The following is a 13,659-nucleotide window of genomic DNA, read 5'->3' as shown; positions in this document are numbered from 1 at the left end:
TAGGTCTACTTTTAAGAAATAACATAACGTGGAGGCAATAATATGTGTGGGTTTGTTGGTGTATTTAATCACCGTCCATTGTCCGAAACTACTGAACAGGAAGAGCTAATTAAACAAATGAATCGTCTCATCGTTCATCGTGGTCCGGATGATGAGGGTTACTTTCATGATGAGCATGTAGGATTTGGATTTAGACGTTTAAGTATTATAGATGTTGAGCACGGAAAGCAGCCGCTTTCTTATGAAGATGAAAAGTATTGGATTATTTTCAACGGAGAAATTTATAACTATGTGGAGCTGAAGGAAGAGCTTGTGAAAAAAGGCTATACGTTCAGCACAGATTCTGATACGGAAGTACTTCTTGCTACATACCGTCATTATAAAGAAGAAGCGGCTTCTAAGCTTCGCGGCATGTTTGCATTTTTAATTTGGGATAAAGAAGCGCAATTATTATATGGCGCAAGAGATCCTTTCGGCATCAAACCGCTTTATTTTACACAAATGGATGAGCAAGTGTACTTTGCGTCTGAACGCAAAAGCTTGATGGCAGTGAACGAGAACATTTTATTTGATGAGACTGCTTTGCAGCAATACATGTCATTCCAGTTCGTACCTGAGCCAAATACACTTGATCAAAAGGTGCACAAAGTAGAGCCAGGTCATCAGTTTACTTTACGCCCAGGACAGGAGATTGAATTTAAGACTTACTGGAAAGTTCAATTCAAGCCTGAGCAAACACAAGAACAGAAGCTGATTGAAGAAGTACGCGATGCAATCTATGATTCTGTGAAAATTCATATGAGAAGTGACGTACCTGTTGGTTCATTCCTATCAGGTGGTATCGATTCTTCTTTCATCGTATCTGTTGCAAAGGAATTTCATCCTGAGCTGAAGACATTCTCTGTTGGCTTCCAGCAGGATGGTTTTAGTGAAGTTGATGTAGCGAAGGAAACGGCTGACAAGCTGGGCTTACAAAACTTCAGCGCTGTGATTTCTCCTGAGGAATATATGAATGAGCTTCCGAAGATTGTTTGGCATTTAGATGATCCTTTAGCTGATCCGGCGGCGATTCCATTGTATTTCGTGGCAAAGGAAGCGAAAAAACAAGTGACGGTTGTTCTTTCTGGTGAGGGAGCAGACGAGCTGTTCGGTGGTTATAATATTTACCGTGAGCCGCTTTCTCTTAAACCATTTGAATCTGTTCCATCTATGCTGAAAAAGCTTCTTCTTCGTCTGGCGCGCTTAATGCCAGAAGGAATGAAAGGAAAAAGCTTTATCGTCCGCGGCTGTACACCATTAGAGGAACGTTATATCGGTAATGCGAAAATCTTTGAAGAGCCAGTAAAGAAAAACCTCTTAAAGCAGTATGATCCGAACATTACGTATCGAGATGTGACGAAGACATACTTCGAGGAAAGTGCAGGCTACAGTGATATTAACAAAATGCAATATGTTGATATTCATACGTGGATGCGCGGGGACATCTTACTGAAAGCAGATAAGATGACAATGGCGAATTCTCTTGAGCTTCGCGTTCCTTTCCTTGATAAGGTCGTATTTGAAGCGGCTTCTAAAATTCCAGAAGAGCTGAAAACAAAAGATGGCACAACGAAATATTTATTGCGTAAAGCAGCAGAAGGCATTGTGCCTGACCATGTGTTAAACCGCAAGAAGCTGGGCTTCCCTGTTCCAATTCGTCATTGGCTGAAAAATGAGATGAACGCTTGGGCGAAAGACATCATTAAAAACAGTCAAACTGACGAATATATTAACAAAGCGTATGTGCTTGATTTATTAAATGAACATTGTGCTGGTAAAGCAGATCATAGCCGTAAGATTTGGACCGTCCTGATCTTTATGATTTGGCACAGCATTTATGTCGAGCGCAGTATTGATCCAGAGCAATTGAATCATCAACCGAAAGAAGTCATCTTTAGTTAATGAAAAAAGGTTTTCAGCTTTGTGCTGAAAACCTTTTTTGTCATGATAGAAAGTGGCGGAAAAGGGTAAAATAACAAGCGGTTCATAGTTATTGCTTAATATCCTGAAAAAAACGTGATAAAGTGAAGATACACGTATGATGTTAACGAGATAAAAGGGAACGATAGTATTGTCCTTTTTCTACATATTCTCTGCGGATTCGGTCCATGTCTTGAATATCTTCATCTGTTAACAGCCGAACGACTTTGGCTGGACGGCCAAAAGCGAGTGATCCTTTTGGGATGACCTTTCCTTGAGGGACAAGACTTCCTGCACCGATAAAGGCGCCTTCGCCAATCTCCGCACCATCGAGAATGATGGAACCCATGCCAATGAGGGCATTTTTTCGAATGATTGAGCTATGTAATGTGACTTGGTGTCCAATGGTAGCACCATCTTCAATAAGAAGTGTTTTTCCAGGACTTTGATGCAGGCACGATAAATCTTGAATGTTGACGTTCTTTCCAATTCTCACAGGTGCAACATCGCCTCTGATGACGGTTTGAAACCACACGCTCGAATATTCTCCAATTGTGACATCACCGGTAATGGTGGCGTTATCTGCGACAAAGACCGATTCATGAATCTCAGGTGTAAACTGATGAAATGGATAAATCACTTTTTCGACTTCCTTTCTTAATACAACATTTGTGAGGTGTTTCCTTTGTGGACTTGGCATGCTGAAAGACCAGTTGGTACAATTGTCATTGTACATGGTGCGAGTGAATATCACGGCCGATATAAATGGCTGATTGAAATGTGGCGGAATGCAGGCTATCACGTCGTCATGGGTGACTTGCCTGGGCAAGGCACATCGACACGTGCGCGAGGCCACATTCGTTCGTTTCAAGAATACATTGATACAGTCGATGAATGGATCGAACATGCGAAATCATTCAGGCTTCCTACTTTTTTACTTGGACACAGTATGGGTGGACTCATTTCAATTGAGTGGATGAAGCAGTATACCCATACGAAGTTGAATGGCCTTATTTTATCATCACCTTGTTTAGGTCTGCAATTTAAACCGAAGAAGCTGATGGATTTTGCGTCAAAAGGTCTAAATGTGCTGGCACCGTCTTTTAAAGTGGAGTCAGGGCTGTCGATTGAACTAGCCACACGAAATCAGGCGGTCATTGAGGCAGACTCAAATGATTCTCTTTACGTGACAAAGGTGTCGGTTCGCTGGTATCGAGAGCTGATCAAAAATATCGATGCGGCGATGCAGCCGACGAATGTCTTTAAATCGATCCCGCTCCTTTTAATGCAGGCGGGTGATGATAAGATCGTCGATAAAACGAGGGTGATTAAATGGTTCAATGGCATAGAATCAACCAATAAATCATACCGTGAATGGGAAGAGCTGTATCACGAAATTTTTAATGAACCAGAAAGAGAAGATGTGTTTAAGGCGGCAAGAGCCTTTACAGATCAATATATTTGATTGTGAGCTTTAAGTTGGGGGTGGAGTGATTTGTCAGTACCAGAGCGTCCTTTTGCACTGATGACAAAGGTGTATAAAGATATTTTTCCGCTTGTTCATCAGGAGCTGAAAAAGTGGCGGGCTCATGCCGAAATGATTGAAAATGAAGAACTGAGAACGCAGGCACTAGCGAGCATATCGAGTAAAACGTTTCACTGTGAAGGCGGAGGCATTTTATCTCTTCTAGCAGGTGAAGAGAAAGAAATGTGTATTGAATTCATTGTGGCGTATCAAACCATTAGTGATTACTTAGATAACCTATGTGACCGCAGCACGTCGCTTGATCCAAAGGATTTCCAGATGCTGCATCAAGCGATGAGAGATGCGCTTGATATTCATGCTGAGCTCAAGCCATACTATCAATTCCGTGATGATCAAGAGGATCATGGATATTTACATGCGCTTGTCCGCACATGTCAAAACGTGCTTACGCGCGTTCGGCATTATCCGATCATTCAGCCATATTTACACACGCTGTGTGACTACTATAGTGACCTGCAAGTACATAAGCATGTCGTTCCTCATGAACGTGTGCCAAGATTAGAGTCGTGGTTCCGTCAATATGAAAAGGATTTGCCGAAGATGGAGTGGTATGAGTTTTCAGCTTGTGCGGGATCAACGTTAGGGATATTCTGTCTTGTGGCGTATGCGCTGCAGCCTGATTTTACAGAAAAGCAGGCGAAGCAGATTTACGAAAGCTATTTCCCTTATATTCAAGGTCTGCACATTTTACTCGATTATTTAATAGACCAAGAAGAGGACCGGCTTGGGGGAGATCTGAACTTTTGCTCATACTATGATTCTCATCATGAGATGATGGATAGACTTCAGCATTTTATCGAAAAAGCGGATGAGCAGCTGAAAGGCATTCCGCATGAAAACTTTCACAAATTGATTAACAGAGGATTACTGGCGGTCTATTTGTCCGATGAAAAAGTGACAGCCCAAAAAGAGATGAACAAGCTGGCAAAGCGGCTGATCAAATCAAGCGGGAAAACATCGTTCTTTTTCTATATTAACGGAAGAGCCTATCGGACCTATCAGAAAATGCCTTGGATGAAATCATCATAAAAAAGCTCAAATCCATTAGGATTTGAGCTTTTTTTCAATGGCGACCACAAACGGCGGGTCGTTTTGAATATTCATGTATTGATATGATAAAACTTGTACCTCTTCATGAGGCAGTGATCTGCAATAGTCGAGAAGCACTTCTTTTTCTCTTTTTCCTTCGGGATGTCCATGGTAGATCACAAGGACGATTAGACCTCCGGGTTTGAGCCATTCGAGGAGCTGCTTGATGGCTTCAATGGTTGTATGAGCCTGAGTGGTAACGGCTTTATCGCCTCCAGGCAAATACCCAAGGTTAAACACTGCACCAGATATATGTCCATAAACATCCTTCGGAAGATGATCCGCCAGTTTTTCATGTCCATCATGGATCAGGTGAACGTAAGGATATTGACCTCCAAGCCTTTTGCTTGTCTGCTGCAAGGCTTCCTCTTGCACGTCGAATGCAAACACTTGTCCATCAGTTCCTACAAGGTCAGCTAAATAGAGTGTATCGTGGCCGTTGCCCATTGTTGCATCTATAACGATGTCGCCTTTTTGACAAGCGCGTTCTAACAGCTCTTTACTAAAAGGAAGCATGCGTTTCAAAATCATTTGGCTGCTTCTTCCAATCTGACGAAACGTTTCCCTTGGTAGCTGTTACGTCTTTCGAGCTCAGCATTAATGGCATTGAGTACTTCCCACTTGTTTACACTCCACATTGGACCAACCATTAATTCAATTGGGCCGTCGCCTGTAATACGATGAATAATCATTTCTGGCGGCAGAATCTCCAGCTGATCACAAACAAGCTGAACATATTCCTCCTGGCTTAAAAACTCAAGCTTTCCTTTTTCATATTGCTTGACCATTGGAGTCCCTTTTAAAAGGTGAAGCAAATGAATTTTAATTCCCTGCACATCTAAATCCGCAACAGCTTTTGCTGTTTCCATCATCATGTCCCGGTTTTCAAGAGGCAATCCATTGATGATATGTGAGCAGACACGAATTCCGTGTTTTCTCAGTTTTTCTACACCTTCAACGTAGCATTCATAATCATGAGCACGGTTAATGAGCATAGCTGTCCGTTCGTGTACCGTTTGAAGACCAAGCTCTACCCATAGGTAAGTGCGTTCGTTTAATTCGGCTAAATACTCCACTACGTCATCCGGCAGACAGTCAGGTCTTGTTGCAATGGATAGACCTACGACACCATCCAGATTCATGACGGTTTCATATTTTTCTTTTAGGACAGGGAGCGGCGCGTGTGTGTTTGTATACGCCTGAAAATACGCCATGTATTTTCCATCTTTCCATTTTGTATGCATCCGGTCTTTGATTTCGTTAAATTGAGTGATGAGATCATCAGCCCGGTTTCCTGCAAAATCACCAGATCCAGCGGCACTGCAAAATGTACAGCCGCCGTGGGCTACAGTACCATCACGGTTTGGACAGTCAAAGCCGCCGTCTAAGGCAACTTTAAATACTTTATGACCAAAGTGTTCACGCAAATGATAATTCCATGTGTGATAACGTTTTTCGCTGTTTGAATATAAAAAAGGGTTATGCTGATCCAAGTCAGTAACCTCCTTGCATAATAATAGGCATCCTTAAAGTTTAACAAAAATCACGAAGGAGGACAATTGAATCTGTCCAACATTTTCTTTAGTGAAAAAGCTTTACATGGGCAAAATAGGCGGGAGCGATGATGAAATGGAGGGAATGTAAGATGGCAACAAGGCAGTCGATCGATGAATTTATCCAAAAAAGTACGGAAACCCTTGAGTTTGCAAATGAACAATTTGATTTGAGCTCACGTCAGGAACATTATAATGAGGAAGAGTTTTCAAAAGCACAGCTCATGCTTGAGAGTACGGTCAACGAATTAGAAAAATTAAAAGATGTCGCCAATGACCAGCAAAGAGAACGGTTAGACAGGGCGCGTGTTCAAATTCAGAGCTTGCAAAACCAAATGATTTTAGGGATTTCCTACGATAATGAATGATGAACAGATCCTTCTTTTAAGGGTCTGTTTTTTATTTTTTTAATAAGCTATTGACTTTTATACTGGGTGTCTATATTGTATTAAGTGTACTACATCAACTAATACACTACAGACACTTAAAAAGTGAAGAAAGGTGTTCAACCATGAAAAAAGAAAAAAAATCAATCAATTTGAAGTGGATGGTGCTGGCTGTTGCGATAGCATGTACATTTTTTTTCGTTCTCGTTTTCATTGGTTTTGAAGTTCAAAAAGATTTGATACCCAATTCGTTTCCTTTAATGCAAGGACATGAACAAGCGATAGGACTGCAAAAGCATGAATGAGGAAAGAGGGAGCCATCATGATCCAAATAGATCCAAGAAGCGCTGCGCCAATATATGAACAAATCATTGAGCAGCTCAAAATTTTATGTTTAAAAGGCGTGATGAAGCCAGGTGACAAACTGCCCTCTGTCAGAGAGCTCGCCACCATTATTATTGCCAACCCAAACACCGTCAGCAAAGCGTATAAAGAGCTTGAGCGGGAAGGCATTATTGAAACTCTGCGGGGCCGCGGTACGTATGTAACAGAAGGTGCTCAGTTAAAGCTGAATGAAGGGAAGGTGCTCGAGATGAAAGAACAGTTAAGACAACTCATCATAGAAGCTCATTATGCTGGTATTGATATTCATCAGCTCAAGGAATGGCTAGAAGAGATCGGCTCAAGTCTAAAAGGAGGAAAACAAGTTGATTGAGGTCAGAAATGTATCGAAGAAATTAAATGGACGCGAAGTACTCAGCGACGTTTCCTTCAAAATAGGCGAAGGTGAGATCTTCGGTCTGCTTGGCCGGAATGGCTCTGGGAAAACAACACTTCTCAGATTGATTCAGCAAATTCTTCTTCCAGATGAAGGAGAGATTTATTTTAAAGATGTGCTAGTGAAAGACCACCCTTTAGTAAAGCAAAATATTGTATTCATGCCAGTCGTGAATCCTTACTTTGACAGATACAATTACGGACAGCTTGTCCAGCTGTTAAAGCATATTTATCCAAAGTTTGACGTGACCTATGCCAATGAGCTTGTGAACCGCTATGAAATTCCGGAAAAAGTGAAGTATCGTGAATTGTCGACAGGGTTAAAGAAACAGCTGTCATTAATTTTAAGCTTTGCCATCAAACCAGCGGTCATTTTATTAGATGAGCCGACTGATGGTATTGATGCCGTCACAAGAAATGACGTTCTTCAGCTGATGATTGACGAGGTGGCAGAACGACAAACAACGATTTTAATTACATCTCACCGCTTAGAGGACATTGAGCGTATGTGTAATCGAATCGGGTTTTTAGAAGGAAATCAGCTCACAAGTGTCATGGATTTAGATGAATTAAAGAATGACTATGTCAAAATCCAAATGGCTTTTGAAGAAGATATGAACTTAAGTATTCGAAAAAATGGTGTTGCGATTTTGGATCAAGCGGGCGTTTTCTATACAGCGCTTGTTCTAAAAACCGACGAAGAAGCTAAAGAGTACTTGAAGTCACTGAAGCCAAAAGTATGGCATGAACTGCCTGTGAATTTAGAAGAAGTATTCATTGCGAAGTTTGGAGGGAAACGCAGATGGTAAAGCGGCAATTATTATATAAGGAGTGGAAGCAATCTGAGCTGACATTCATTTTAGTGATGCTTGTTGCGATGTTTGCGACACCATTATCCCTCTTAATGGATTACTCAACCTTTCAAGATTGTTTGAAAAATTCAGACTGTATAATGGATTCAACAACATTCACTTATATGTTTAAGAAGGATGCATTTCTCTCACTTTCATGGTTAATGGGAATATTTTTTGCTGTGATTCAGCTAGGGTTTGAGAGAAATAAAGGGCAGATGGACTTTACATTATCCTTGCCATTTAGCAGAAGTGCTATCTTTCATACCAAGTTTTTCTTAGGTGCTGGCATCATCGCAGGCGTTCATGTTGTCTCATATCTTATCATTTATTTACTCAAATTAGGCCTTCATCCAATAGAAACACCTGAGTTCAACAGTCGTTATTTTTATGCACTGTTGTCAGCTTTGATGATCTACACTTTATTTTTTGCAGCAGGTACATTAACAGGAAGTGCTATATCCCAAGCAATCGTTGGATTCAGTACGTCCATTCTACCATTTTTGTTAATTGGACTTCCGATTGTTCATTTAGATTTTATCTTTAGAACAAGTGAGAGGTGGATAGATACGAGCCTCAATTATTTGATATCGCCTATTTCACCAATTACTTATATTACAAATGACATTTTTCAACAAGAATATCAGCATTGGTTTAATGGTGAAGCATTCATCATTCCACTTGTCATGATGGTCATATTTTACCTAATTGGTTTGTTTAGCTTTATAAAACATCCAATTGAAAGAAATGGCCGCTTCTTCCTTTACTCAAGTATGGATAGACCTATTCAGATTATGGTCATTGTCTTCGGTGTTCTAGGGTTTGGATGGTTTGGTTTTTCTTCAGATAATTCCATATTTGGTTATATCGTTGGCATGCTCATCGGTGGAGCTGTGGGCGCACTAACGAGTTATTTCTTAATCTATCGAAAAAGATAAACAGAGAGCAGGGGAGTAGAGATGATTCAGATTCAAGCATTAGATCATGTATTTAAAATTGGTAAAAAGGGCAGGGAAAATGAAATTCCTGTGCTGAAAGGAATTGACCTGTCCATCAAAAGAGGCGATATTGCTTGTATTGTTGGACGAAGTGGTTCGGGGAAATCAACTTTATTGAACTTAATATCAGGCTATATTACGCCAACGAGCGGTAAAATTGTCATTGATGGCACCGATGTGACCGGCTTTAATGAAAAAGAATGGGCAGACTTTCGCTTAGATCACTTTGGCTTTATCTTTCAAAGCTTTCAGTTGATCGGGAGCTTAACAACGTATGAGAATGTTGAACTTCCGCTCACTTTAAAAGGGGTGAAGCCGTCTGAACGAAAGGCGAAAGTAAAAGAAATGCTGAAACGAGTAGGACTTGAACATCATGCAGGACATTACCCAAATGAGCTGTCAGGCGGACAGCAGCAACGTGTGAGTATTGCAAGAGCCTTGATTTTAAATCCATCAATTATTTTAGCGGATGAACCAACAGGCAGTCTGGATTCAGAAACTGAAGGGGAAATTTTAGCCTTTATCCAGCAGCTCAATCGTGAAAAAGGAATTACATTTGTCATCATTACACATGACGATGAAGTCGCTTCAATTGCAGACACAACGTTCCAGCTTCACGATGGTGTATTAAAGAAAGGGGAACAATCCATTGAAATTTAGAGATCAGGTCAAATTCATTAGAAGAAATATGAAGAAAAATAGATTGCGTGTGTTTATGACCATTCTTGCGACGACAATGGCATGCTCTTTCTTAATCGTTCTAGCGTCTGTCGGTTTTGGTTTGCAAAAATCAGCTCAAGATGAAATTATGAAACAGCAAATCATCACAGAAATTAAAGTGTTAGGAAAAGAAAAAGGAGACGTTAAGATTGATGATTTAAAGAAATATGATCATGTGAAATCTGTCGTCTCAAGAACGGCGATCAATCCATCGGTTAACGTCGAGCTCGATAACCGTTCAAGTGAAACGCAGGCTGCTTTGACTGATATGAAAGAAGAAAAAGAAGCAGGTCTTGAACTAGACCGAGGAAAAGTCCCAACATCAGCGAACGAAATTGTGGTTGGGTATCATATGGCGCAGCAATTGTGGACAAAAAAAGAACGCGAAGCCTATGAAAAAGAATTAAACCAGACGTCAAATGGGGAAGAAACACCGAAGGAGCCAAAAGGCTACACGAAGGATATTTTAAATAAAGTGATTCAAATCAAAGTGCCAAAACTAAATGAAGAAGGTGAAGTCGTTAAAGAAAAAACATTTGATTTCCGTGTAGTAGGTGTTTTGAAAAAGCCGAATTTGGAGTGGCAGGAGGATCATAAAATTCTAATTCCGAATGCTTATGAAAAAGAATTTGGTCAAATACTCGACCTGTCTCCTGAAGCAGGAAATGTCGAGAAAAAGACCTCTGTTTATGCAGATAAATTCGACAATGTCGGTACGCTCACGAATAAACTGACAGATGAGGGCTATCAAGTCATCTCTGTGACGAACCAGCTTGAAGGAATGGATATGTTCTTTACGGTCTTCAAAATTGGACTCATTTTTGTCGGATGTATTGCAGTCATTATTTCTGCCATCGGAATTTTCAATACGATGACCATGGCGGTAACAGAGCGAACACAAGAGATTGGGATTATGAAAGCCATTGGCGCGAATCCATCCATTATCAAGCGGATGTTCCTAATGGAAAGTGCTTATATTGGAGTAATCGGATCAATCATCGGTATTATCATCTCATATTTGATTAGTTTCGCCGTTAATTTAATCATCCCAGCCATTTTGTCGTCCATGTCTGAGGGAGGATCAAGCGATCAATTCTCGATTACTTTTTCCTATATTCCACTCAGCCTTGTCATTACAGCGACAGTGATCAGCGCAGGGGTAGCGATCATTTCAGGGCTTAACCCGGCACGTAAGGCAACAAAAACGAATGTATTAGCAGCTTTAAGAAGAGAAATCTAAAAAAACCCTCCTGTAAACCCGATTGGGCGCTCAGGAGGTTCTTTTTTTTATCTTCATTAAACATCGCTATTGCTTAGGTGCCCTGTATCCGGCACGCTCTGCTTCTTCTACTGAGCAGAACATTTTGGTTATATTCTTTGTTCTAGAGTAGTATCTGCTGCTTGGTGTGTGGTAAATGCCGTTGACACTCCCTTTAATGTTACAGGCAGCCGATTCTTTTTTTGTTTCCTTTTGTGATTCATGACCGCCTGTGCTTTTTCCTTCATCTTTAGGTGCGGAGCGCTGGACGGTGGAAGACTTCGTATCGCTGCTGCTATTCTTGATTTTTTGTTTGAGTGTTTTATTGCTGGAGGTGAGCTTGTCTATTTTCTCTTCAAGCGATTGAATGGTCTTCTCTTGCTGTTTGACCGTTTCTTTTTCTGAGGTGATGGTTTCCAGCTTTTTTTCCAGCTTTTCTTTTTCCTTCTCTGCATCTTCTAAAGAGGAGATAAGCGACTCTTTATCAGCTTTTATGCGCGAAATGTCAGATGAGAGTTCCTTTTGATCCTTTAACAGCTGTTCAGAAGATGGATCGGCTTGTGCCTTTGGCGCATTTCCAGCAGTAAGCGGTAATGACATAATGGAAAAGAAGAGACCAATGATCAAAAAAGGATAAAAAAGTTTCTTTGAAAAAATCAGCTCGTTCTTGCGTTTGAGTAAGAAGAAATTGACGGCATATCCGATGGCAAAACAAACACATAAAAGTCCTAATATGAGTAACAACATATCTAACAGCCCCCCTAAATTGCTATTTACACCTATCATACCTCATTTTTCCATTTTGGGGAGCGGTTCAATTAAAAAAACCCTGTTTACACAGGGTTTTCAGCTAATGGTAATCCTTTTATGGCTTCTTTTACTGTCAAATAAGTGATCGTATTCTGGAAATCTGTATCGAGGTCTTTCATTTTCAGCGCAAGCTGCGGCTTAATCCCAGTGATGATCAGTTCGGTTCCAGTTAGATTGAGAAGGTGATGCAGTTTGAAAATACGTGCTGCGACGGAATCATCGACCTCGATTAAACCAGAAAGGTCGACAATTAAATAATCATCCTTTGAATCATCTAATATACAGGTTAACTTAGCGACAATGGCATCAAAGCGTTCTTCAGATAATTTTCCGATAAGCGGAAGAGCAGATACACCACTTTTGATTGGGACGATTGGCGTCGAAAGAGAGGTGACTTCCTGTAAGGAATCTTCTAGGAGCTGTTCATATTCTTTCTGTTTCGTAATATCCTTTTGAAAACCAATGAAAAATGTTTTGTCATCTTGTTCAATGTATAGAGGATCTATATTGAGTTCATTCCAAAAAAAAGTGCCGTCTTTTTTATAATTTTTTAGCTGTGTGGTAATAGGTGTTTTGTTTTGAATTCCATCACGAATTAAAGCAAGCTGCTTTTGATCCGTGTCTTTTCCTTGAAGGAATCGACAATTACGACCAAGAATCTCATCTGGTTTGTATCCAGTCATTTGTGTAAAGCCGTGATTCACATAAACGATAGGGTTATCCTCTAAGGAAGGGTCTGTAATGACAACACCGATCCGCGCATGATCCAGCGCTTTTTTGATGAGTTCAAGCTGTTTTTGCAAGCCGAAAATGTTCGAGCTGACCATATTACCCTCCTTTGCTGCTATAAGACATATCAAATGGTTGTCTTTTCAACCAAACGAATCCTTTTAAACGTAACATAACATATGTTCTGTTTCAACGATTGCAAACGCTTTGTTAAATTTGTCATCATAGTTTGTCCTCCATTAGAATAGAGTAAGTAAGGAGACTTTTCATTAGAAAAAGAAGGAATCAATTACTCATCATTCATAAAATGACAAAAATAGTTAATATGGATTAGGTAAAAATGATTCCAATGCATCAAGATTGTTTTTAGGTCATTCACATATAATGGAAGAAACAAGCTTTTTTTCTTCGTTAGAGAGAATAGACCTTTTACATGGATTATGACGGAACAGCAGAATGGCATTACAGGGGGCTGGACAGCCTGAAGTCGCTTTACTATTCTAAGGGCTTTAGGAAGGTGATGAAAATGCTGCAACAAGTCATTATTGCTTGCGCCATTGGAGGGGTCATGGGCATTCTCGGTCACGTAAAGAAAAAAGGCAGGCTAGAGAAGCCCAGAATGACAAAAAAGTTTATTTACTTAGGGTTTATTGAAGATTGGCTCGTTGGGATGATTGCCGCTACACTGCTTGTCTTATCCTCAAATCCCGAATCTAGTCTGCACTTGATCATCTTATCCATTATTTCAGGTTACGGAGGAGAAGCAGTTCTGCGAAGCTTCGATTTTGTGAGAGAAGAACGTTCACAGGATGCAGGCTCCAACCGTCATAACCGATCTCCACACGAATAATATCCTCTACTTTACCCTAGTCTAGGGTACATTTCCATTGTATACAAACCTGCTTGCACTTATGATCATAATTCTATAAAATACTACTTAGATGACGGTTACGATAAGAACAGTGAAGAGGAGTAGTAGGAAA

16 protein-coding genes and 1 other annotated feature (1 of these 17 running past the window's edge) are annotated in these 13,659 nt (G+C 40.4%); of the genes, 11 read left to right on the top strand and 5 right to left on the bottom strand.

Features of this window, described 5'->3' with window-relative positions:
- Window positions 1–42: 42 nt before the first annotated feature.
- Window positions 43–1,941 carry an asparagine synthase (glutamine-hydrolyzing) gene (gene asnB / locus BAE31_RS01745; RefSeq protein WP_041107362.1) on the top strand — a complete coding sequence of 633 codons (1,899 nt, stop codon included), beginning with the start codon at window positions 43–45 and terminating at the stop codon, window positions 1,939–1,941.
- Between the two features lie 142 nt (window positions 1,942–2,083).
- On the opposite strand, the gene BAE31_RS01740 is transcribed toward asnB, so the two are convergent.
- Window positions 2,084–2,659 carry a gamma carbonic anhydrase gene (locus tag BAE31_RS01740; RefSeq protein ID WP_264082779.1) on the bottom strand — a complete coding sequence of 192 codons (576 nt, stop codon included), beginning with the start codon at window positions 2,657–2,659 and terminating at the stop codon, window positions 2,084–2,086.
- On the opposite strand from BAE31_RS01740, the gene BAE31_RS01735 reads away from it, so the two are divergent.
- Both BAE31_RS01735 and BAE31_RS01730 read left to right on the top strand, forming a co-directional pair.
- Window positions 2,645–3,424 carry an alpha/beta hydrolase gene (locus BAE31_RS01735; protein ID WP_024424906.1) on the top strand — a complete coding sequence of 260 codons (780 nt, stop codon included), beginning with the start codon at window positions 2,645–2,647 and terminating at the stop codon, window positions 3,422–3,424. The genes BAE31_RS01740 and BAE31_RS01735 overlap by 15 nt on opposite strands.
- 30 nt (window positions 3,425–3,454) lie before the next feature.
- The gene (locus BAE31_RS01730; protein ID WP_076839321.1) at window positions 3,455–4,534 is read left to right on the top strand and encodes a tetraprenyl-beta-curcumene synthase family protein; all 1,080 of its coding nucleotides are present in this window, start codon (window positions 3,455–3,457) and stop codon (window positions 4,532–4,534) included.
- A gap of 15 nt (window positions 4,535–4,549) precedes the next feature.
- Here BAE31_RS01730 and mnmM read toward each other — a convergent pair whose 3' ends face one another.
- On the bottom strand, window positions 4,550–5,125 hold the full coding sequence (gene mnmM, locus BAE31_RS01725; RefSeq protein WP_075621977.1) for a tRNA 5-(aminomethyl)-2-thiouridylate-methyltransferase MnmM: 576 nt from the start codon (window positions 5,123–5,125) through the stop codon (window positions 4,550–4,552).
- On the bottom strand, window positions 5,122–6,087 hold the full coding sequence (mnmL, locus tag BAE31_RS01720; protein WP_017358356.1) for a tRNA modification radical SAM protein MnmL/YtqA: 966 nt from the start codon (window positions 6,085–6,087) through the stop codon (window positions 5,122–5,124). The genes mnmM and mnmL overlap by 4 nt, the downstream gene beginning before the upstream one ends.
- Before the next feature lie 152 nt (window positions 6,088–6,239).
- Here mnmL and BAE31_RS01715 point away from each other — a divergent pair, with 152 nt between their 5' ends.
- The 7 genes from BAE31_RS01715 (at window position 6,240) to BAE31_RS01685 (ending at window position 11,119) form a co-directional block, all read left to right on the top strand.
- Window positions 6,240–6,515, top strand: coding sequence for a YtzC family protein (locus BAE31_RS01715; protein WP_056768312.1), 276 nt, complete (start codon window positions 6,240–6,242; stop codon window positions 6,513–6,515).
- A 143-nt stretch (window positions 6,516–6,658) separates the two neighbouring features.
- On the top strand, window positions 6,659–6,838 hold the full coding sequence (locus BAE31_RS01710) for a hypothetical protein (protein WP_076839319.1): 180 nt from the start codon (window positions 6,659–6,661) through the stop codon (window positions 6,836–6,838).
- 17 nt (window positions 6,839–6,855) lie between these two features.
- The gene (locus tag BAE31_RS01705) at window positions 6,856–7,248 is read left to right on the top strand and encodes a GntR family transcriptional regulator (RefSeq protein WP_019743690.1); all 393 of its coding nucleotides are present in this window, start codon (window positions 6,856–6,858) and stop codon (window positions 7,246–7,248) included.
- Complete coding sequence (locus tag BAE31_RS01700; protein ID WP_024426211.1) at window positions 7,241–8,119, top strand: ATP-binding cassette domain-containing protein; 879 nt, start codon at window positions 7,241–7,243, stop codon at window positions 8,117–8,119. Before BAE31_RS01705 ends, BAE31_RS01700 begins: the two co-directional genes overlap by 8 nt.
- Complete coding sequence (locus BAE31_RS01695) at window positions 8,113–9,099, top strand: ABC transporter permease subunit (RefSeq protein ID WP_056768310.1); 987 nt, start codon at window positions 8,113–8,115, stop codon at window positions 9,097–9,099. Before BAE31_RS01700 ends, BAE31_RS01695 begins: the two co-directional genes overlap by 7 nt.
- A 21-nt stretch (window positions 9,100–9,120) precedes the next feature.
- Window positions 9,121–9,819: an ABC transporter ATP-binding protein gene (locus BAE31_RS01690; RefSeq protein ID WP_024424897.1), complete on the top strand. Its 699-nt coding sequence runs from the start codon at window positions 9,121–9,123 to the stop codon at window positions 9,817–9,819.
- Complete coding sequence (locus tag BAE31_RS01685; RefSeq protein WP_076839317.1) at window positions 9,809–11,119, top strand: ABC transporter permease; 1,311 nt, start codon at window positions 9,809–9,811, stop codon at window positions 11,117–11,119. The genes BAE31_RS01690 and BAE31_RS01685 overlap by 11 nt, the downstream gene beginning before the upstream one ends.
- Window positions 11,120–11,185: 66 nt before the next feature.
- Here BAE31_RS01685 and BAE31_RS01680 read toward each other — a convergent pair whose 3' ends face one another.
- The gene (locus tag BAE31_RS01680) at window positions 11,186–11,884 is read right to left on the bottom strand and encodes a sunset domain-containing protein (RefSeq protein WP_076839315.1); all 699 of its coding nucleotides are present in this window, start codon (window positions 11,882–11,884) and stop codon (window positions 11,186–11,188) included.
- Between the two features lie 86 nt (window positions 11,885–11,970).
- Window positions 11,971–12,774 (bottom strand): YtvA family blue-light photoreceptor, encoded by an 804-nt coding sequence (gene ytvA, locus BAE31_RS01675; RefSeq protein ID WP_076839313.1) that lies wholly within the window; start codon window positions 12,772–12,774, stop codon window positions 11,971–11,973.
- A gap of 422 nt (window positions 12,775–13,196) precedes the next feature.
- Here ytvA and BAE31_RS01670 point away from each other — a divergent pair, with 422 nt between their 5' ends.
- Window positions 13,197–13,526 carry a DUF4257 domain-containing protein gene (locus BAE31_RS01670; protein ID WP_008343006.1) on the top strand — a complete coding sequence of 110 codons (330 nt, stop codon included), beginning with the start codon at window positions 13,197–13,199 and terminating at the stop codon, window positions 13,524–13,526.
- 103 nt (window positions 13,527–13,629) lie between these two features.
- Window positions 13,630–13,659 (top strand) — a binding site (T-box leader) (it continues 199 nt past the right edge of the window).

Origin of the sequence: Bacillus sp. I-2, from assembly GCF_001974945.1 — a bacterium.
GTDB classification, from domain to species: domain Bacteria; phylum Bacillota; class Bacilli; order Bacillales; family Bacillaceae; genus Bacillus; species Bacillus safensis.
Note: the sequence above shows the minus strand (reverse complement) of the source record. Positions and strands in the feature narration are given on the sequence as shown.